Annotated in this window: 18 protein-coding genes; 12 read left to right on the forward strand and 6 right to left on the reverse strand. The window is 62.1% G+C overall.

Annotation, left to right across the window (positions count from 1 at the left end; genetic code table 11):
* Positions 1–228: 228 nt before the first annotated feature.
* From BT264_RS07770 to BT264_RS07780, 3 genes are all read right to left on the reverse strand, one after another.
* Entirely contained in the window at positions 229–1,197 is a 969-nt protein-coding gene (locus BT264_RS07770) for an alpha-amylase family protein (RefSeq protein ID WP_072442290.1), read from the reverse strand.
* A gap of 104 nt (positions 1,198–1,301) precedes the next feature.
* Positions 1,302–2,945, reverse strand: a complete 1,644-nt coding sequence (locus BT264_RS07775) for a DUF2334 domain-containing protein (RefSeq protein ID WP_072467027.1) — start codon at positions 2,943–2,945, stop codon at positions 1,302–1,304.
* A 12-nt stretch (positions 2,946–2,957) separates the two neighbouring features.
* Positions 2,958–3,254, reverse strand: a complete 297-nt coding sequence (locus BT264_RS07780; RefSeq protein ID WP_072467032.1) for a hypothetical protein — start codon at positions 3,252–3,254, stop codon at positions 2,958–2,960.
* 473 nt (positions 3,255–3,727) lie between these two features.
* On the opposite strand from BT264_RS07780, the gene BT264_RS37945 reads away from it, so the two are divergent.
* The 3 genes from BT264_RS37945 (at position 3,728) to BT264_RS07790 (ending at position 7,867) form a co-directional block, all read left to right on the forward strand.
* Positions 3,728–4,075 carry a hypothetical protein gene (locus BT264_RS37945; protein ID WP_143155716.1) on the forward strand — a complete coding sequence of 116 codons (348 nt, stop codon included), beginning with the start codon at positions 3,728–3,730 and terminating at the stop codon, positions 4,073–4,075.
* A 139-nt stretch (positions 4,076–4,214) separates the two neighbouring features.
* Complete coding sequence (locus tag BT264_RS07785) at positions 4,215–6,176, forward strand: glycosyl transferase family protein (RefSeq protein ID WP_177318368.1); 1,962 nt, start codon at positions 4,215–4,217, stop codon at positions 6,174–6,176.
* On the forward strand, positions 6,173–7,867 hold the full coding sequence (locus BT264_RS07790; RefSeq protein WP_072438489.1) for a bacteriophage N4 adsorption protein A: 1,695 nt from the start codon (positions 6,173–6,175) through the stop codon (positions 7,865–7,867). The genes BT264_RS07785 and BT264_RS07790 overlap by 4 nt, the downstream gene beginning before the upstream one ends.
* 35 nt (positions 7,868–7,902) lie before the next feature.
* Here BT264_RS07790 and BT264_RS07795 read toward each other — a convergent pair whose 3' ends face one another.
* Both BT264_RS07795 and BT264_RS07800 read right to left on the reverse strand, forming a co-directional pair.
* Complete coding sequence (locus BT264_RS07795) at positions 7,903–8,871, reverse strand: hypothetical protein (RefSeq protein ID WP_072438488.1); 969 nt, start codon at positions 8,869–8,871, stop codon at positions 7,903–7,905.
* Between the two features lie 307 nt (positions 8,872–9,178).
* Positions 9,179–9,379: a phosphate acyltransferase gene (locus BT264_RS07800; protein ID WP_072438486.1), complete on the reverse strand. Its 201-nt coding sequence runs from the start codon at positions 9,377–9,379 to the stop codon at positions 9,179–9,181.
* 652 nt (positions 9,380–10,031) lie between these two features.
* Between BT264_RS07800 and BT264_RS07805 the strand changes: the two genes are divergently transcribed.
* From BT264_RS07805 to BT264_RS07845, 8 genes are all read left to right on the forward strand, one after another.
* On the forward strand, positions 10,032–10,541 hold the full coding sequence (locus BT264_RS07805) for a DUF1269 domain-containing protein (RefSeq protein ID WP_072438484.1): 510 nt from the start codon (positions 10,032–10,034) through the stop codon (positions 10,539–10,541).
* A gap of 517 nt (positions 10,542–11,058) precedes the next feature.
* Complete coding sequence (locus tag BT264_RS07815) at positions 11,059–11,571, forward strand: hypothetical protein (RefSeq protein WP_072438480.1); 513 nt, start codon at positions 11,059–11,061, stop codon at positions 11,569–11,571.
* A gap of 333 nt (positions 11,572–11,904) precedes the next feature.
* Complete coding sequence (locus BT264_RS07820; protein WP_072438478.1) at positions 11,905–13,053, forward strand: c-type cytochrome; 1,149 nt, start codon at positions 11,905–11,907, stop codon at positions 13,051–13,053.
* 24 nt (positions 13,054–13,077) lie between these two features.
* On the forward strand, positions 13,078–14,835 hold the full coding sequence (gene ctaD / locus BT264_RS07825; protein WP_072438476.1) for a cytochrome c oxidase subunit I: 1,758 nt from the start codon (positions 13,078–13,080) through the stop codon (positions 14,833–14,835).
* Complete coding sequence (locus BT264_RS07830) at positions 14,832–15,443, forward strand: cytochrome c oxidase subunit 3 (RefSeq protein WP_072438474.1); 612 nt, start codon at positions 14,832–14,834, stop codon at positions 15,441–15,443. Before ctaD ends, BT264_RS07830 begins: the two co-directional genes overlap by 4 nt.
* The gene (locus tag BT264_RS07835; protein WP_072438472.1) at positions 15,440–16,147 is read left to right on the forward strand and encodes a heme-copper oxidase subunit III family protein; all 708 of its coding nucleotides are present in this window, start codon (positions 15,440–15,442) and stop codon (positions 16,145–16,147) included. Before BT264_RS07830 ends, BT264_RS07835 begins: the two co-directional genes overlap by 4 nt.
* An 8-nt stretch (positions 16,148–16,155) precedes the next feature.
* Positions 16,156–16,497, forward strand: coding sequence for a cytochrome C oxidase subunit IV family protein (locus tag BT264_RS07840; protein ID WP_034181991.1), 342 nt, complete (start codon positions 16,156–16,158; stop codon positions 16,495–16,497).
* Between the two features lie 56 nt (positions 16,498–16,553).
* Positions 16,554–16,868, forward strand: a complete 315-nt coding sequence (locus BT264_RS07845; RefSeq protein WP_072438546.1) for a high-potential iron-sulfur protein — start codon at positions 16,554–16,556, stop codon at positions 16,866–16,868.
* A 182-nt stretch (positions 16,869–17,050) separates the two neighbouring features.
* Here the strand turns inward: BT264_RS07845 and BT264_RS07850 are convergent, their stop codons facing one another.
* Positions 17,051–19,351, reverse strand: a complete 2,301-nt coding sequence (locus BT264_RS07850) for an NADP-dependent malic enzyme (protein ID WP_072438470.1) — start codon at positions 19,349–19,351, stop codon at positions 17,051–17,053.
* A gap of 136 nt (positions 19,352–19,487) precedes the next feature.
* Here BT264_RS07850 and BT264_RS07855 point away from each other — a divergent pair, with 136 nt between their 5' ends.
* A complete protein-coding gene (locus tag BT264_RS07855; protein WP_072438468.1) occupies positions 19,488–20,459 on the forward strand; it encodes a LysR substrate-binding domain-containing protein in 972 nt (323 codons plus the stop codon).
* Positions 20,460–20,597: the final 138 nt, after the last annotated feature.

The following is a 20,597-nucleotide window of genomic DNA, read 5'->3' on the forward strand; positions in this document are numbered from 1 at the left end:
CGGACGGCCGGGATAGCCGCCAGGTGCCTGCCACCGGGGCGCTTCTGGCGCCACGGCGGCGAATTCGAGCCACGATTGTCGATAGTCATTAAGGCCGCGGCAAACGATATCTATGCACTAGGTCTTGCGGTTTGGTCATCAAATGGGGTTGTCTCGGCGATCCAGTCCGGCCGATTGTTTCGTCACGCACAGCCCTTGCCGGCCCCTGTTTGCCGGGGTGAAGCAGACTCAGCGCCCCGTCCCGGCGGGCTCGCCCGCGGGCGGCTTGGCCGTCCGGTTGTTGAGTTCGCGCATGAGGTCGTCCGACACATAGTGGGGACCATCGAACAGATACACCGGATAGCCGCGATAAACCACGAGCTGCTTGCTCAATTCCTCGGCGCTGGCTGAACGGAATCCGCCACGTTCGGCCGGCCGGAAGGCCTCGGCGATGACCCGCACGCGCCGTTTGCCCAGGCGTGAAGCCAGCTCGTCGAGGTAGGTGCGCGCGACCTGCGGCTCGCGGGCATAGACGCCGCAGCCGTCCTGGAAGAACACCCCGACGTCCGCGGGCAGCCACGTTGCGAGCCAGTCCGCCAGCGTTTTTCCGCCGATATTGGTCTGGTCGTAGACGCTCACCCAAAGCGGACGAGGCAGTCGCTGCAGGATCTCGGCAAGCTTGGGCGCCTCCTGCCAGGTCGGATCGATTTCGACCGGGAAGTAGTAACCGGTGACATGCAGCGGCAGATGCACGCGCGCCACCTCCGCGGACTGGTCCGCGAGCGTCGACAGGTGGGTGCGTGCGCGTTTTTCGTCCTGGTAGCCGGCCAGGCCCAGGATCACGTTTCTGGCCCACGGCGCACGACCGATGCGTTCCCAGTCGGGAAGGCGCGCCGCGGTATGGATGCGGGTATTGGCAACGAACGCGGTATCGTCCACGACGGTCCATTGGATCAACAGATCGTGTACGCCGAGCATCTGCCAGTTTCCGACGGGATTCGTCGTCGTGTTGTCCACCTGCCAGACGATTCCGTCGGCGTGAACGTCGTGCGCTGTCCAGCTGCATGCGGCCACGACCAGCGATGCGCCGATTGCCGCGAGCGTCGCCGCCCGATGCAAACGCGGCGCGCCGGAAAGCCGACGCGGTCGGCCTGCCGGTCGAAACTGGTCCATACGCTGTTGAATTTTGCGCACGGCCGGGATGGCGGATGTGGTCATCGCTGGCTCCCCTAGCATTGTCGCGCGTCATCGTAGCCGATCAAACGCAAACGTGCGACCCGCATTTCCGATGCGGGTCGCACGAGGTTACCACCACACTCGCGTCACTTGGCAGTCGTGCCGTCTACCCACTTGTAGCCGAGATTCGTAATGCCGGTGATCAGGCTCTGGAAGTCCTGGTACGCCGGCAATCCGAGATCGGGTTCAAGCCAGTACGGATGGAAGAAGAAGGACGCGAAACCGTCCCGCACCGCCAAACCATATTGAGCATTGGTGACGAGTTGCTGCCACGGATACGAGATACACGAGAACGGGTCGATATTGCAGATGTTGTACTGGACACTGCCCAGGTTCTCCGGGATGATCCGCACTCCGTAGTAATCGGCGTTGATGATGTACGGGAAGAACTGCCCGGCCGAAAAGTCCTGGTTGGCTGCCCCCGTTCCGATTTGAGGCTTAGTCGCGGTGTAGTAGACGGCCCGCTGGAACGTCGTCGGGAACGTGAGGGCGGTGGCCGCCGCTGCCAACGGCGACACCTGGTACTGCGGCGCAGCCCAGCCGACGACCTTGTAGCCGTTGGTCGTGAACTCGAGGATGCCCTCGGCCATTCTGCCTGCCGCCCATTGAACGGAGTCCTCGTCGACGGGACGGTTCTGGACCGCATACCAGAACTCATAGTCGCTGCCGCTGACCGCGGTAAGAAGATTCGGCGTCGAATCGTACTGGTGCGTAAGGCCGTGCACCACGATCGAACCGCCGCGCGCGACCGCGTAGTTCAGCGAACTCCTGAGGCCCGTTGCCTGCGCAAGATGGATCGTCTCCGGGACGCCGCCGGTGTAATAGCCATTCGGATCCGTATACACGGGGATGGTGGCCATCGTGAACGGAATCCTCTTCAAGTACAGGTAGTCCGTGAGCTTTTTCATCGAACTCGTCGTTGTATATGCGTCGAGATCCTCCAGACGTACGAGAGCACGGTGATTCACCGGTGCATTGGTCTGCAGTATGTCGTGCAGGATGTCGCATATCACCAGGTACCGATCCGTCGGGCCGATGTAGGAAAACGGCATATCCGCGAAATACCAGAACTTGCCCGAGCGCATGACGTATGGCGTGGTCGCCCCGCTCTTGCTGTTCTTGATGGTGACGAGTGCCTGCGCCTTGGTGGCATCGACGATCTGGGTCAGCCCGATATCCGGGTCCGCACTGATGGCACCGGTTGACGCGTTATACGCGTAGTACTTGACCATCGGCAGGTTCTTGTACGTGACCGTGTCGTAGAAGCCGGGATTGGGATTGCTCGACGAAGGCGGCGCGTTCAACCCGGCAATGCCGAGAAAGCTGAACCCGAAGGTCTGGTTGAAGGTGTAGGCCGTGTTCCATGCAAGCTGCCACAAGTTGTATTTGAACCAGACCACGGTCTTCGTGGTGGTCATCACGTCGCTCATGAACGCCGTCGGAATCGGGTTGTTGTAGTAATCGCCGATGTAGAACGTGACGTCGTGGTTCGTGACCATGCCGGACGTGTAGTTCTGTATCGGAACCAGATCGACCGTCGCGTTGAAATGGCCAAGCAGGTTCCTCAACATGATGCTGTACATCAGGCCAAGCTTCGAATACGGGTCGTTGGCCGGGTTATCGTATAGCACGAGCGTACGTGCCGTGGTGACCTGCGCGTGCGCCGTGCCCGGCAACGTCATTTGCGCGAGTCCGGCAAGCAGGGCTATGACAAGCAAGATCTTTTTCATGGCCGTTTCTCCCTAGTCGCGTTGCACGTTGCCACCGGCTTTCTTGACGGACTTCAAGTTGAACTTGGGGCGCCCCGTCTCCTTGTATGCCTTCTCCCATTCCTCGTCGGACATACCCGGCTTCACCTTGACCTGGGCGGAACCGTTGGGTAACGGAGGCGGCTTGATCTTTACCGCAGACGAATTGCCCTTCTCCTGCGCATTCGTATCCTGAACAGCGACGGCGAAGGCGAGCGCGGAGATTAATGTGACGAGTGATCCAACGGTGCTCAGTCCGTTCTGAAAATATCGATTGCGATGAGAAATCATGATTTTCATCCTTTGATATGCAAAATAAATTCATCTCGTTAACGAAACGAGCACGGCTGGTGCCATTTAATAATCAGGGCGTTATGTCGTTATTTTTTCCTGCGCACTTGATGCCAGACAAAAATACAGGACGGGATTGTTTTTATTTCAAGCTAGAAACGTACCATCGGTCGCAAATGGGCACGGGATCAGGGCGCCGAAATCGGCACACCATGGCAATCCAAAATTGTTTAGAAAAAACGTTTCAGGTGTGCAACGTATCCGCTTTCGAGGCTGTCATCTGACAAACAAGTGAAGCCTGTTCGGACGATTCAGGGAAAACCAGTTCCCTCAACGCTTTGCGCATGGTGACGCGGCAATCGACTCGTATGGCTCGAACATGTCTTGGCGACTGGAGAGGCCGGTGATCGCCGGATTCGCGTGACGATTCCCCCGACGGGGGCAGCCGGGGCGCGGCAACGGGTCCGCAAATCATGTTTCGTCAGATCAATCGATCATGCGTTTCAGCACTGAAACGTTTGGCTCGAATTCGGTGGGTCGATCTTGTGCGACGCCCCGCAGACGCCCGGACGGCCAAGGGCGGCGCGGCAATGGCGCGCGACTTGCTTTATGACCTGCGTATTGAAACGACTGAAACGACGGTGCGCAGGGAGCGCTGCGGGGAGCTGGATCGAGAGCGGATGCAAGCATTAATGGTGCAGGATCCATCCCGGCGGGAGACGGAAGTATGCGAGGCAAATACCAACTTTCAAAAGTCACCCACTGAACACGTTTCACCTTTAAGGATATTACGTGGTCGCATCGAGAAAGCTCCAGGCTGACCGAGTCTTTTTCGAGTGACAGGAGTTTTTGCGGTTCAAGCCGCGAAGTGGGAGTGACGGGGTCGACGAGGACGGGCAGATATTCGTCCTTCGTTGGTGCAAGGGAGAAGAATTGCATACAAGATAAAATCGCGGGGAAATGATGGATAACACAATATGGATTGCATATTTATATGCACTTAACATTATCACCATTCTGACCGCGATCGTCATCCTGGTAAGCACACTGGATGACCTTACGCTCGACGCCTGTTATTGGTCATTCGAAATCGGGCGATTTCTGCGTCACGAAAAAACACAGACTATCGATATCGGCATGCTGCGCGCCGAGGAAGAACGCTATCTGGCGCTCATGGTGCCGGCGTGGAAAGAGTATGACGTGATCGCCAAAATGATTGAAAACACATTGGCGACCATGGAGTACGAGCGATATGTCATCTTCGTTGGAACCTATCACAACGACGCCGAAACCACGGCGGAGGTCGAACGGATGGTCCGTCGTTATCCGGGCAGGGTGACGCGCGCAACGGTCATGAACGATGGGCCGACCTGCAAGGCAGACTGCCTGAACTGGATCATCGAAGCGATCCTGCGCTACGAAGAAACGCATCATATTCAGTTCGCGGGCGTCGTGATGCACGACTGCGAAGATGTCATTCACCCGATTGAACTCAAATACCTCAGTCATGCGATTGCGGATAGCGACCTGGTCCAGCTCCCCGTTCTGTCATTGCCGCGGAAATGGAACGAGTTCGTGGCCGGATGCTACATGGACGACTTCAGCGAAACGCACCAGAAGGACGTACCGGCGCGAGCCCGTCTGACCGGCGTCGTCCCCGGCGCGGGCGTTGCATCCTGCTACAGCAGGCGCGCCATCGAAGCAGCGATGAAGGAGAGCGGCGGCTGTCCGTTCAACACCAGCTCGCTGACCGAGGACTACGACTTCAGCTTTCGGTTGAGAGACCTGGGCATGAAGGAAACCTTTGCCCGCTTTCCGCTTTCGGATATCCCGCAGGATGCAGGGGCCAAGCCCGCAAAGGGCGGAGCCGCCAATCGAAACCTGCTGGCCACCCGAGAATATTTTCCGAAGACATTTCGCACCGCATATCGACAGCGTGCGCGCTGGATCCTCGGCATCGCCTTTCAGGGGTGGGAGCAACTCGGCTGGAAGGGCGATTTCCTCACCCGCTACATGTTCTTCCATGACCGGAAGGGTATCGTCACATCTCTTTTTTCCGTGATTGCTTATGGTGTACTGATCAATTTCGTAGCGATTGCCGCCCTTCAGAAATTCGGTCATGCCGTCCCCGTCAGCGCCCCTCTCGTCACGGCGAGCGAATGGATGGCTCCGCTGCTCTGGGTGAACACCGTCATGCTGTTTGCCCGCGCCGGGCAGCGCTACTACTTTGTCAGCAAGCTGAACGGTCCCGTCCAGGGGCTGCTCTCGATCCCGCGGATGTTCGTCAACAACCTGATCAATTTCTACGCGGTTTGCCGGGCGTGGCGCATCTATCTCGGCCACCTCGCAAGCGGCAAGCCGATCGCATGGGACAAGACCAGTCATACCTACCTGTCGAACGAACAGCTCGGGAAAGTACGCCGCAAGATTGGCGAGATTCTCGTCGGCTGGGGCGTGGTCTCACTGGAACAATTGCAGGCAGGCCTGGAGAGACAGCTGACATGCGGCAAGCGGCTGGGCGAACTGTTGATCGAAGGTAGTGCGATCTCCACCGAATCGCTGGCGGATGCGATCGCGGAACAAGCGGAACTCCCGCGGGTAAGCCTGGGCAATGTGGCGGTCGGCCACTTCGCGGATTCGCTGGCATTCGAACTGCAGTACACGTATCGGGCTATCCCGTTTTCAACCGCGGACGACGGAACGTTGAACGTGGCGGTCGGGCGGCCGCTCACGCAAGACGAACAGGATATCGTGCGGCGCGGCGCCAAAGCGAACATAGCGTATTTCATTGCCTGCGATACGGAGATTGCAGCCGAACTCGCCCGACACTCGCGCTTCGTCGAACTCGCGCGAGTGCGTGACGGCGACGATGCAGCGTCGCAGGTTTCTCCAATGCAAAAGCCGTCGGGAGAACAGGCATGAAACGCTCCAGACTCCCGATCGCTGTTGGCCTCAAGCGCTGCGCGCGATTGAGCGCACTGGCGATCGCCGTATCGCTGGCCTGGCAGGCCCCCGCACACGCCACGCAGCCGCTCGCTCCCAAGGCTTATCGGCTCGCCGACGGCGCATACAAGGCAATCAGTGCCGGCGACCTGCCCCGCGCGGAAGAGTATGCACAGCGCGCCCTGAAGATTCAGCCCGGAAGCGAACAGCTCGGGTTGCTGCTCCTCGATGTATTCAAACGTGAAGGGAAAATCGACGAAGCGGACGCCATGATGGAATCGTTAAGCGTTCGTTTTCCGAAAAGCGCCGCGGTACGGGCCGAGCATGGCTACCTGGCGCAGCGGCAGGAACGTTACGACGTGGCATGCAGCGATTTCTCGGCCGCCGTCGCGACAGGTAAATGGAGCAAGGAGCAGCAGCGCAACCTGCGTCTCGCATGGTCGGACAGTGCGCTCGCGGCGCATCGTCCGCATGAAGCCGGCGTTGCGCTGGCGCCGCTGGCAGATGAGAAATCGGCCGCGATTCAGTTGCGTATCGCGCAGTTGAGCCTGATGTCGGGCGATCGCGAAAGCGCGATCCGCGTGGCGGATCTTGCCGCCCGCGACGCGACGACGGACGCCGAGCGGAAGATGGCCGCGTCGATCGTGACGCAGGCCCAGCAACCCGAGCAGGCGCCGCAGATACCGGTGGACGATACCGCGACACAGAAGTTGCAGCAGGCCTATGACCTGCTGCGCGAACACAAGGATCGCGAGGCGCTCGACGCATTCCAGGAGGGTTTCGACGGCGGAGCCGGCAACGCGATGAACTACGCGGACGCAGGTTATGCCGCCAAGCGTATCGGCTTGAACCAGCAGTCCGTCGAGCTGTTCGAGCACAGTCTCGACGCCGATGAAAACGAACACAAGTTCGATGCGCAGCACAAGTTCGGCTATCGGCGAGAAGTCGAGCAACTTCAGCGCACCTGGGGCTTCGTGCTGAGCGCGCCCTACCAGTCGGCCGCGTTCGGCCCGCAAGGCACCATCAGCGTGTTGCAGCCGGGTATCGAAGCGTACTGGCAGCCACCGAAGATCGGCTACCAGAACGGACGCATTCTCCAGTTCTTCGTGCGCGGATACGGCACGGCATACGACGGAAGCGGCAACGTGACCGGCATGCCGACCGTGCAGGGTTCGGTGGGGGTTCGCTACAAGCCGATACCCGACCAGAACGTGGTGATGACCGCCGAGCGGCTTTTCCACGTCGGCAGCCTGTCGATGACGGACTGGCTGATGCGCCTGGGCTATTCGTCGGAAGCGGGGACCGACCTGCGGGTCACCGAACCGAGCTGGCGTAGCTGGCAGGCCTATGTCGAAGGTGCGTACTTCATCAAGGCAGGCCGATACATCATCTATTCGGAGTTGCGTTACGGGCACACCTGGCGTTTGACGGCGCTCAGCGATCGGCTGACCGTCTATCCGCATGCCGCGGTGGCCGGCGATCACGACAACCGCCAGCCGGACAAGACGGCGATCGGTGCAGGGCCCGGCATCCAGTTCCGGTACTGGTTTCGCGAAGGCAGGTATAGCGCGCCGGCAAGCTATCTGGATGTCACGGTGCAATACAGGTTTCCGTTGACGTCAGCGGTACGCGCACGTGGTCTCGTGGTACGCGCAACATTGTGGTTTTAACCTGCGACGCTGACGCTTACGCGCGGATGGCGCAATTAGCTGGGCGACTTAAGCGTGATGATCGTTTGACGCAGCAACTGGAAGTAGGAGCTCGTCGAGTACGGGAGCATTTGTTCGACGTAGTTCCACCAGAAGAAACCGCCGATGAAACGCGGGTCGGTCATGCTGTTGACCATCGGGTAATAGGTTTTGATCAGGTTCTGCTGTACCGACGCCGGCGCGGAGATATCCGACGTACCGATTTCGCCGAAGCCGACCTTCGCGTTCGGGAAAATGCTTTCCAGCGCCGCGAAATCGTTCTTCCACGACGGGCTCAGCCCCGGGCAATCCTGGTACGGGTAGTAGCTGAACAACGCGTAGTCGGCCTGCTGGCGAACCGTCGAGGACAGGAAGTTCGTCGGCCAGGTCTTCCAGTAATCCTGGGGTTTCTCCCAGCAGTTGGTACCCTTGCTGTCGTCGTTGTAGTACAGCGTGATCGCAGTCTTGCCGCCGTTCGATTTCACGATCGTGTTGGCCGCGGCGACCATCTGGCCGATCTGCTGTTCTTGCGAATTGACCACCGAGTTCGTACCGCTCGGGTCGTTGCGCAGCCACTCACCGTTGATTTCGTTGGCGATCTCCCACACGTCGACGGTGTTCTTCAGTTGCGACACCAATTCCTGCGTTCTCGCTTGATACGTCGAGAGCGTCGTCGGGAAATAGTAAGAATCGTAGATCTCGCCCATCACATACGCGACCGAATGCAGGCGCAGCAGCGGTGCGTAGTAGTCCGAGGCCGGCGTACCCGGATCGAACACGACACGCACCGTCGGCCGATACGGCAGGTTCTGCAGCGACGCGATGATCGCATCGAGTTTCGTCAGATCGTCGAGCGTGACGCCGTAGACCGGATTCTTCAGGGGTTCGACCTGAGCTTGGGCGGACTGGGACAAAGGCAAGAGCCCAGCATAAGCAATGCACGCGGCAACGGCCGTGCGCGAGATGTTTTTCGTCAGTCTTTTCAAAACGTCCTTCCGTCCTAAAGTAAGAAGAAGCGCGATTTTAGACGAAAATAAAAGATAATTATCGGACGATATCGACAGAAATGGCTCCGGAACATCGCGGGGCGATGCCTCGCGCAGGAGAAGTTGCGACGCGATGCCTTCGGGAGAAATGTCCAGCATCCCTAAACGAATACCCAACAACATTGGTTCACAAGGCGGCCGAATAGTGAAACCCGTCACCAGCGGGATTCGGCCATGGATGCCTTGCGAACCCGTCGCCGCCCCGCTTCCGACGCTCGATCGCGCAAACGTATGCGGGTGATTTCAATCACCTCAACGCCGCCATAGTCACCATCCGCCGCGCCGGCGAACTCGAAGCGAGGGTGTTCACGGATGCGCTGACGCTCGGCACGAACGGTCCCATCGCCGCGTGACTACCCGTTTCGGTCTTGAGCCGGCTGTACGCGATGCGGCTGGCGCCCACGTTCGGACCGACCGGCAGGTTGACAGCGCTCTCGAGCAGCGACATCGGAAAAAAGCACGACCGCAGCAATCGTGAATTCCTCAGTCCGCTCCGCGTTCGGATCATCGTTGATATGCGTATCCGCCAACGCCGCCGTCCGCAGATCGAGCAACGGAGTGTTCCTTGCCGGGTAGGTGGAAACGCCAGGCTTCTTGCCGATCACTGCGTAGACGAATCCGTGCGGGCGTGACAGTTGTCGATGTGCGTATCGACGGACATCGCGACTCCCGCGGCAAGGGCCGGAGCGATAGCGCCCCGGCGGTCAGTCGCGTTCATGCGAAGCCCGGGACAGCCCGCAGTCGACCTTTGCCGTGCGCGAGCCGTTCCCGAGCCGGGCCCCGAAGACAGCGCTCGTCCTTGGCAAGGTCAACACACATCGACCGCCGAAGCTGCGCTCGCATATGCCCGAGAACGGGGTAATTTTTCCGATGGCGTGGAGACCGGCTACCCGCGATTTACGGCGGGTATGGAAGCAACGATCACCGCAGGGGCGACCCAGGGTCGCCTGGTCGTGAAACGCACTCGCTGCGGCAGGTAACGAGTTGGGGTATGCGGCGCCAACGCTCGTACGCTCGCACCTACCGCGCGGCCGATGCTGACATAAAATGGAAAATGCTCTGTTGAAGATGAGCTGATGGCAAAAAAAAGGAGTGCCAACATGAGACGCCTTTATTTCCTCGTACCCGATACGCAGATGGCGAAGGCGATCGTCGACGACTTGCTGCGCGCGCGCATCATCTGGCGCCATATCCACGTCCTCGCCAATCACAGTGTCACGCTCGATCAGTTACCCGAAGCATCTTTGCTGCAAAGCAGCGATGTCGTGCACGCGCTCGAGCGCGGCGTCGCATTCGGCGGCGCGACGGGCGCGCTTATCGGTCTCGTCGCGCTTGTGTTCCCCCCTGCGGAGCTCGTGATTGCGGGCGGCGCCGTCGTCGCATTGACGTTGGCGGGAGCGGGCTTCGGGGCGTGGACGGCCGCCATGATCGGCATCGCCGAGCCGAACGCGCGACTCCAGCGATTTCGCGACGCCATACGGGAAGGCCAGATTCTGATCATGGCCGACGTGCCCGGATTACGAGAGCAGGAAATCGAGGAGATGGTCGCCCAGCATTTTCCGAAGGCGGATCTGGAGGGCGGCGAGCCTACGACACCGATCTTTCCCTGAAACCCGAAAACCGGCATACGCAATACCCGAGGCCTGCTCTGTATCGAGCATGCTGGTTTCACACCAGTGTGAAATCGGCATACGTCCACGCGGGACAATTGTCGGGGGTGCTCCCGCTGCCCCGGCACGCCGGTACAGGGGCTATTCCGTGACATCCCGTGCCTCTTTGCGTCGCATCAAATCAGACGCCCGCAATCGCGCGGCGCCGCAATCTCCGCTCCATATCCCGACACGCGCCGGCGCCCTCGCCAGCATCCATCGATGCGTATCGCCGAGCGCGCTATCGCATAACCGCAACCACGGGCGGCACGCTGCCGCGCGCCAACTGCCTGCCTGCCGACACGACGATGCCGAACTTCGAGCGGAACGCCGCCGTGCCATCCATCGCGCAGGGTTTTTGTACCTTGCGTTGGCACCCATATCTGCCATTCTGAATCGAATAAAGGGCGTACTTTTTGACGCGAGTGGCGCCTTCTGAACCCGAGTGCCGAAGCTGAACCGTCGGCAAGGAGGTCGTATGGAACTGAACATTCAATCGCACCATTGGCAACGGCGCAGGCCCGACTGGCTCGCCGCTGCCGTGGCCGGTCTTGCGGGCGGCGCCCTGGTGATCGTGCTCGAATTCTTCTGGTCGACCATGGTGCTCGACGAAAGCCCGTGGCAACCGACCCACAAGATCGCGGCAATGGTGATGGGCCGCAGCGCGCTCGAACAGATGTCGGTCTTCAGCTTCGGCATCGTGGGGACGGCGCTGGTACTGCACTACGTGCTCGGCGCCATCATGGGGATGATGCTCGCCGCGATCATTGCGCCGTTCCGCTTCGATTCGAGCGTGGGCATGGAGGCCGTCATCGGGCTGGCCTTCGGGATCGTCGCGTATGTGTGGAACTTCCATGTGATGACAGCCGTGTTCCCATGGTTCGTCTCCGAGCGGGGTTCCGGGCCCTTGCTGGCAAACCTGCTGTTCGGCGTGGTCACCGCCGTCGTCTACGGCATGCTCGAACGGCGCAAGCGGGACGCGATGCACTGACGCGCCGTTTTTTCTGCCGTGCTTAAAGACCCGGCGCCCTCGCGGGACGGCCGCCTCGACAACCGATGCCGGAGGCGGCCATTTTGCATTGCATCGCAGCGATGCGGCTTCTCCATTCGCGCGATACACCTATGGCGCGCGCTGCCCCGTTGCGCTGCCTTGCACGATGCAAAGGAGAGGACTACCTTTGCTTTAAAGCCGCTTGCAACGCTTGGCGAATCGGACCTGGCAGACTGCCGGCGAAAACAACGATACGAAGTACGGCAAGGCGGCACAACGACGCCAGGAGCGCTTGTCGGCGGCTCCGGCGAGTGACACGCAGCGAGGCGGCCCATGGCCCTTGCGATTGCCCTGATCCTGATCATCGTATTGGCGGTGGGGTTTCACTTTGCCAGTCCCTGGTGGATCACGCCGATCGCGTCGAACTGGGTGCGCATGGACGACATGCTGACGATCACGATCGTCATTACCGGCGCGCTCTTCATCGCGATCAACCTGTTCATCGTGATCGCACTGGTGCGCTACCGCCACCGCAGCGGGCATCGCGCGGCCTACGAGCCGCACAACAGGCGGCTGGAATGGTGGCTGATCGGCCTGACCGCTGTCGGCGTGGCGGCGTTGCTGGCACCGGGGCTCTTCGTCTACGCGGACTACATCCGGCCGCCGCGCAACGTGCTGCAGATGGAGGTGCTCGGCCAGCAATGGCAATGGCGCTTCCGCTTCGCCGGCCCCGGCGGCAAGCTGGGCACGACGGACGTGCGCTACATCGGCAACGACAACCCCTTCGGCCTGAACCCCGGCGACCCCAACGGCCGTGACAACTACCTGATCGAGGCGCCCGAGGTACACCTGCCGCTCAACCGGCCGATCCAGGTCCTGGCACGCTCGCGCGACGTGCTGCACGACTTCTACGTCCCGCCGTTCCGTGCGCGCATGAACATGGTGCCCGGCATGGTGACCACCTTCTGGTTCACGCCGACCAAGGCGGGGCGCTACGACATCCTGTGCGCACAGCTTTGCGGTATCGGGCACTCCGGCATGCGCGGCGTGGTGGTGGTGGAAGACGAAGCATCGTTCTCGCGCTGGCTCGCGCAGCAGACCACGTTCGCGCAGCGGCAGCAGGCCAGGGTGCAGGCAGCAGCAGCCGCTACCGGCGGCAGCGCCCAGGCGCTTGCCGACCAGGGCAAGACGCTCGCGGCGGCCAAGGGCTGCGTCGCCTGCCATACCGTGGACGGCAGTCCACGCGTGGGCCCCACCTGGAAAGGCCTGTACGGCAAGACCGAAACGATGGCCGACGGCAGCACCGCGAAGGTGGACGAAGCCTATCTGCGCGCCTTCATCCGCGACCCGAAGGCCCGCGTCGTGAAGGGCTTCTCGCCCGTCATGCCGACTTTCGACCTGAGCGAGCAGGAACTGACCGCGCTGGTGACCTACATCGAGTCGCTAGGCGGTCCGGCCGCCAGCAGCGCAACGAATCCCTAGCGAATTCCCCGCGGAGCACATGCAATGCCCTACGCGCACACCGACCACGTCCCGCAAAGCTTCTGGACCCGCTATATCTGGAGCCAGGACCACAAGGTCATCGCCGTGCAATATGCGCTGACGGCCATCGCCATCGGCCTGGTCGGCATGGTGTTGTCGGACCTGATGCGGCTGCAGCTCGGCTTTCCGGGCAAGTTCAGCTTCATCGACGCCAACCATTACTACCAGTTCGTCACCATGCACGGGATGATCATGGTGATCTACCTGCTGACGGCGCTGTTTCTGGGCGGCTTCGGCAACTACCTGATCCCGCTGATGCTGGGCGCGCGCGACATGGTGTTCCCGTTTCTCAACATGCTGAGCTACTGGGTCTACCTGCTGGCCGTGCTGGTGCTGGTGGCGAGCTTCTTCGTGCCGGGCGGGCCGACCGGCGCGGGCTGGACGCTGTATCCGCCGCAGGCCATCCTGCCGGGCACGCCGGGCGTGGAATGGGGCATCGTGCTGATGCTCGTGTCGCTGGCGATCTTCATCGTCGCGGCAACGATGGGCGGCCTGAATTACGTCACCACCACGCTGCAGGCGCGCACCCGCGGCATGACGCTCATGCGCATGCCGCTCACGGTGTGGGGCATCTTCATCGCGACCATCATGGCGCTGCTGGCGTTTCCGGCGCTGTTCGTGTCGGCGGTGATGATGCTGCTCGACAGGATACTCGGCACCAGCTTCTTCATACCGGCCGTGGTGTCGATGGGGCAGACGCTCAAGCATGCCGGCGGCAGCCCGCTGCTGTTCCAGCACCTGTTCTGGTTCTTCGGGCATCCGGAGGTCTACATCGTCGCACTGCCGGCCTTCGGCATCGCGTCGGACCTCATCAGCACGCACGCGCGCAAGAGCATCTTCGGCTACAGGATGATGGTGTGGGCCATCGTCGTCATCGGCGCGCTGAGCTTCGTGGTCTGGGCGCACCACATGTTCGTCGCCGGCATGAATCCGTACTTCGGCTTCTTCTTTGCCACGACCACGCTCATCATCGCCATCCCGACCGCGCTCAAGGTCTACAACTGGGTGCTGACGCTGTGGCGCGGCGATATCCACCTGACCGTGCCGATGCTGTTTGCCATCGGCTTCATCAGCACCTTCGTGCTGGGTGGGCTGACCGGGCTCTATCTCGGCAACGTGAGCGTGGACATTCCGCTGTCGAACACGTACTTCGTGGTGGCGCACTTCCATATGGTGATGGCTGTGTCGCCGATCCTGGTGGTGTTCGGCGGCATCTACCACTGGTATCCGAAGGTGACGGGCCGCATGCTGAACGATACGCTCGGGCGCGCGCACTTCTGGATCACCTTCGTCGGCACCTATGCGATCTACTTCCCGATGCACTATCTCGGCATCCTCGGCATGCCGCGGCGGTATTACGCATACGAGGGCTACAGCTTCATTCCCCATTCGGCGCAGACGCTCAACACCTTCATCACCGTCGTTGCGCTGATCGTTGCGGCGGCGCAGTTGCTGTTCCTGTACAACCTCGCGTGGAGCCTCGCGCGCGGTAAGCGCGCCGACGGCAACCCGTGGCGGGCCACCACGCTCGAATGGCAGACGCCGCAAACGCCGCCCGTGCACGGCAACTGGGGCGCCGCGCTGCCCGTCGTCTACCGCTGGGCTTACGAATACAGCCCGCCGGGGCACGAGGAAGACTTCGTCCCGCAGAACCAGCCGCCCGCGACGGCGCCCGAGCCGGCGGCCCACCCGACGCTTCAACCCGGCGAGGCCCGCGAATGACCACACTGCCCCGCCCCTTCGTACCCGACGCGCCACCGGTCCTGCCGAATGCGAGCCGCATCGGCCTGATGGTCTTCATGGCGGTGGCGACGACCTTGTTTTCGCTGCTGCTGCTCGCCTATGGCATGCGCATGCGCGAGCCCGACTGGCAGCCGATCCCGCATCCGGCGCTGCTGTGGTGGAACACCGGCGCGCTGGTGCTGGCAAGCGTTGCCATGCAGCGTGCCCGGCAGCTGACCTTGCACCGCGTGGCGTGGCTCGCGTGCGGCGGCGTGCTGGCGGCCGTGTTCGTGATCGGGCAACTGATCGCCTGGCGCATGCTGTCGGCGGCCGGGCAGACCGTCACCGTCAATCCTTCCAATAGCTTCCTCTACCTGCTCACCGGCCTGCACGGATTGCATGTGCTGGGCGGGCTGGCGGCCTGGGCCGTGACGATCGCGCGTCTCCGGCGCACGGACCCGTTCCGGGCCCAGCGCGCCATCGCGCTGTGCGCCCTCTACTGGCATTTCCTGCTGGCTGTCTGGCTCGTGCTGCTGGCGGCGATGTGGTGGCTCACCCCTGCGTTCGTCGCGGCCATCTGCGGGCCGCTGTATGGAGCCGCGCCATGACCGCACCCACGCTTCCCACCGAATCCGCCGACACCCCGCCCACCGACGCCGGGCCTGACGGCTGGCGCGGCATCGTCACGGACTGGTCGGCCGACCGCGAAGCCTTCAAGGTGCCGTGGGGCAAGGCGATGATGTGGATCTTCCTGCTGTCGGACACCTTCGTCTTCAGCAGCTTCCTGATCGGCTACATGTCGGTGCGCATGTCGACCACGGTGCCGTGGCCCGATCCCTCCAAGGTGTTCGGGCTCACGGTGGGCGGCGTGGACGTGCCGTTGCTGTTGATCGCCATCATGACGTTCACGCTGATCACCAGCAGCGGCACCATGGCGATGGCCGTCAACTTCGGCTACCGGCGCAACGCCAGGCGCGCCGCCGCCCTGTTGCTGGCCACCGCGCTGCTGGGCGCGACCTTCGTGTCGATGCAGGCCTTCGAATGGACCAAGCTGATCGTCCATGAAGGGATCCGCCCGTGGAGCAACCCGCTGGGCGCGGCGCAGTTTGGCGCGTGCTTCTTCATGATCACCGGATTCCACGGCTTTCACGTGACCTGCGGCGTGATCTACCTGCTGCTGATCGCGCGCAAGATCCTGCAACCGGGGTTTACCGAGCACGGCAACTTCCAGATCGTCGAGATCGCCGGCTTGTACTGGCACTTCGTCGACCTGGTGTGGGTGTTCATCTTCGCGCTGTTCTATTTGTGGTGAGGCAGGCCATGGACCACACCGATCCCGCCGATCGACCCGACGCCGCGCACGGCCAGCAGCATCCGATCGGCCTTTACCTGAAGATCTGGGGCCTGCTGTTCGTGCTGAGCACGTTGTCGTACATGGTGGATTACTTCCACGTGCAGGGCCTGCTGCGCTGGGTGCTGATCGTCGTGCTCATGATCGCCAAGGCCGGGCTGATCGTATCGATTTTCATGCACATGATGTGGGAGCGGCTGGCGCTGGTATACGCCATCCTGATCCCGCCCCTGTGCCTGCTGGTGCTGATGGTGCTGATGGCTGCCGAAGCGCATCACACTTTCGGCATGCGGGAACTCTTCTTCCACTGATCCCTTCGCCGCCCGTTCGTCACGCGACAAGCGCTTCGCACATGCAGGAGGACGCCATGAAATTTTCACGCCGACGTTTTATTGCAACCACCACCGTTCTGGCATCCGCGCTGGCATTTGGACGCCGCGCGGCGGCGGCAGATGCCGGCGCCGTTCAGGAATCCGATGCAAATGCCCAGGCTCTCGGTTACAAGACGGATGCAAGCCGGGTCGACCATGCGAAGTTCCCGAACTTTCAGGCGGGCCAGGCTTGTGCGAGCTGCCAGTTCTTCCAGGGCAAAGCCGGCGTCGCGATGGCGCCGTGCACCATTTTCAGCGGCAAGCAGGTCAATGCCAAAGGCTGGTGCAGCGCCTATGCGAAAAAGGCGTAGCGGGGACGGCGTGGCGGCCGTGCTGCCGGCGGCTTGAAACGGCATCGGCGTGCCAAAGTGGAATTGCGTCTCATGTGCGCGTTGGTGCGGCCGCTCGTCGATGCGTGTCGAGCGGCAGCAACCGGCCGAGTACCGACAAACGCGGGGGGTGGCCGTAGCCCTCCCCCACGAGCGCCGATCGATCAGGCAGAAGCACTCCGATTAGCCTCGATCACCGTCAACGCCGCCATATTCACGATCCGCCGCACCGTCGAGCTCGACGTGAGGATGTTCACCGGCGCGTTGACTCCGAGCAGGAACGGCCCCACCGCCACATTGCTGCCCGCCTCGGTCTTGAGCAGGTTGTACGCAATGTTCCCCGCATCGACGTTCGGACAAACGAGCAGATTGGCAGCGCCCTTGAGCGGCGACATCGGCAGCAGCCGCGACCGCAGCCCTTCGTCGAGCGCACAGTCGCCGTGCATCTCGCCATCCGCCTCGATATCAGGCGCCTGCTCCCGGACGATCTCCAGCGCCCGGCGCATCTTCACACCCGAAGCCGCGCTGCCTGAACCGAAGTTCGAGCGCGACAGCAACGCAGCCTTCGGCGTCAGGTTCAGCCATTCCATCTGCCGGGCCGCAGCAATCGTGAATTCCGCGATCTGCTCGGCATCGGGATTATCGTTCACGTGCGTATCCACCAGCGCCACCGTCCGCTGGTCGAGCAGCAGAATGTTCATCGCCGCGTAGGTGGACGCACCGGGCTTCTTGCCGATCACTTCGTCGACGAACCGCAGGTGATTGTGATACTCGCCGACCGTCCCGCAAATCATCCCGTCCGCGTCGCCGAGCCGCACCATCATCGCGCCGATCAGGGTCAGGCGACGCCGCATTTCGACGCGCGCCATCTCCTTCGAAATGCCGTCCCGGCACCGCAGTTCCCAATACGTCGTCCAGTATTGCGGGAACCGCTCGTCATATTCCGGATTGGTCACTTCGACATCCTGACCGAGCCGAATACGCAGACCGAACCGCTCGATCCGCGCCAGCAGCACCTCCGGACGCCCGACCAGGATCGGACGCGCAAGCTTCTCGTCGACGATCACCTGCACGGCGCGAAGCACGCGCTCGTCCTCGCCTTCGGTGAAGACGATCCGCGCCTTGCCGCCGTCACGCACAAGCTGACGCGCCGTCGCGAACAGCGGCTTCATGAACGCACCGGAGTGGTAGACGAATTGCTGCAGTTGCTCGACATACGCGTCGAGATCCGTCAGCGGGCGCGTCGCCACGCCGCCTTCCATCGCCGCCCTGGCCACGGCCGGTGCGATACGCACGATCAGGCGCGGGTCGAACGGCTTCGGAATCAGGTATTGCGGACCGAAGGCCACGTCGTACGCGCCATAGGCCGCCGCCACCACTTCGTTCTGCTCTTCCTCGGCCAACCCCGCGATCGCGTGAACGGCGGCGATTTCCATTTCGCGGGTGATCGTCGTCGCGCCCACGTCCAGTGCGCCGCGGAAAATGTACGGGAAACAGAGGACGTTGTTGACCTGGTTCGGGTAGTCCGAGCGGCCCGTCGCGATGACGACATCGTCGCGCGTCGCATGCGCCAGTTCCGGGAAGATCTCCGGCGTCGGATTGGCCAGCGCGAGAATCAGCGGACGCGCCGCCATCTCCTTCAGCATCTCCGCGCTCAGGATGCCGCCGACCGACAGGCCCAGGAACACGTCCGCGCCGCCGATGACTTCGGACAGCTTGCGCGCATCGGTTTCCTGCGCGAAGCGCGACTTTGCCGGGTCCATCAGCGTGGTACGGCCGCGATAGACGACGCCTTCGATGTCGGTCACCCAGATGTTTTCGACCGGCAGCCCGAGGTCGACCAGCAGGTCCAGACAGGCCAGCGCGGCCGCACCGGCCCCCGACGTCACGACCTTCACCTCCGAAATCGACTTCCCGACGACCTTCAGCCCGTTGATGAAAGCAGCCGATACGGTAATGGCCGTGCCGTGCTGATCGTCATGGAAGACGGGAATCTTCATGCGTTCGCGCAGCTTCTGCTCGACCGTGAAGCACTCCGGCGCCTTGATGTCCTCGAGATTGATGCCGCCGAACGTGGGTTCGAGGCCGGCGATGATGTCGACCAGCTTGTCCGGATCGGTCTCGTTGATCTCGATGTCGAAGACGTCGATCCCGGCGAACTTCTTGAACAGGACGGCCTTGCCTTCCATCACCGGCTTGGATGCGAGCGGGCCGATGTTGCCCAGACCGAGCACCGCGGTGCCGTTGGTGATCACGCCCACCAGGTTGCCGCGGCTCGTGAAGCGGTGCGCCTGCAGCGGATCGGCCGCGATCGACTCGCACACACCCGCCACGCCCGGGGTGTAAGCCAGCGCGAGATCGCGCTGGGTCACGAGCGGCTTGCTGGCGACGACCGAGATCTTCCCCGGGGTCGGAAACTCGTGATAGTCGAACGCTGCCTGCTGCTGTGTCTCTGTCTGTTTCATGTTTTTCGGTCCGGGCACGGGCGCCAGGCCAGTCCCGGCGCGATCCATGGAGGTGATTCTAGGGATCCGCCATAAGGAGATGATTCTGTTTTAATATCGGCCCATCACTTTTTCATGATGGATGCGTGACCAGTCAATGACTTTTGACGCAAACGACGTGGTCAGGCGGCTTGGCGCACGTCTGAAGATTCGGCATCTGGTGCTGTTGCTGCAGATCCAGCAGCACGGGTCGCTGACGCGCGTCGCCGAGCACATGGCCAGCAGCCAGCCCGCGGTGACGAACGCGCTGTCCGAGCTGGAGAGCATGTTCGGCACGCCGCTGTTCGAGCGCTCGTCGCGCGGCATGCGGCCGACCGCGCTCGGCGCGGTCGTGCTCGAACGGGCGAAAGCGATGATCAAGGATCTCGACCACCTCGCCCGCGAGATGGAGGCCGTCGCCGCCGGGCATGCGGCCCACCTGCACATCGGCGTGATTCCGTTCATCTCCGGCCAGATGCTGTCGGCAGCGCTGAAGCGGCTGCAAGCGCGCATGGAACGGCGCCTGACCGTAACGATTCACGAAGGCACCAGCGATCAGCTGCTGCTGCAACTCAAGGATCACAGCGTCGACATCGTGATCGGGCGCGCTTCGTCGGCGATCGATCTGGGCCGGGTTTCGTTCGAGGTGCTGTACCAGCAGCAGCCGCGCATGATCGCGAGCCGGCGCCTTGCCGCGAAACTGGCCCGCACGACGCTGGACTGGAACAAGCTGCACGCGCTCGACTGGATTCTCGGCGCGCCGCATACGCCGATGCGGGAACAGGTGACCGACCTGTTTCTGTCGGCCGGCATCCCGCCGCCCGTTCCGATCGTCGAAAGCTACTCGTCCAAGCTGATCGGCGAAATGATCGCGTCGAGCGACGAGGCCGTCTCGATCGTACCGGCCGATATCGCGGAGGAACTGGTACGGATTGCCGGCGTGGCGATCGTGCCTTACTCGCTGGTGTGGACGCTTCCGCCCATTGCGCTGTTTACCCGCTCCGCTGATTCGCACTCGCCGGCGCGGGATTTGCTCGTCGAGGCGCTACGGGAGGTGTGTAAGGAGACGTATGGGGAAGCGCGGAGGTAAGGTTTGTCCCAGGCAAGGGACCTGCCGCACGGCTACGAACAATTCATACTCGCAATGCGAGCGGTCAATCCTGGCTGCTTCTCATATTCGCGCATGCACGCTCTCAGTCACGCCAATGTTCACTCATGGCTTCGAATA

Origin of the sequence: Burkholderia sp. NFPP32, from assembly GCF_900119325.1 — a bacterium.
GTDB classification, from domain to species: domain Bacteria; phylum Pseudomonadota; class Gammaproteobacteria; order Burkholderiales; family Burkholderiaceae; genus Burkholderia; species Burkholderia pyrrocinia_C.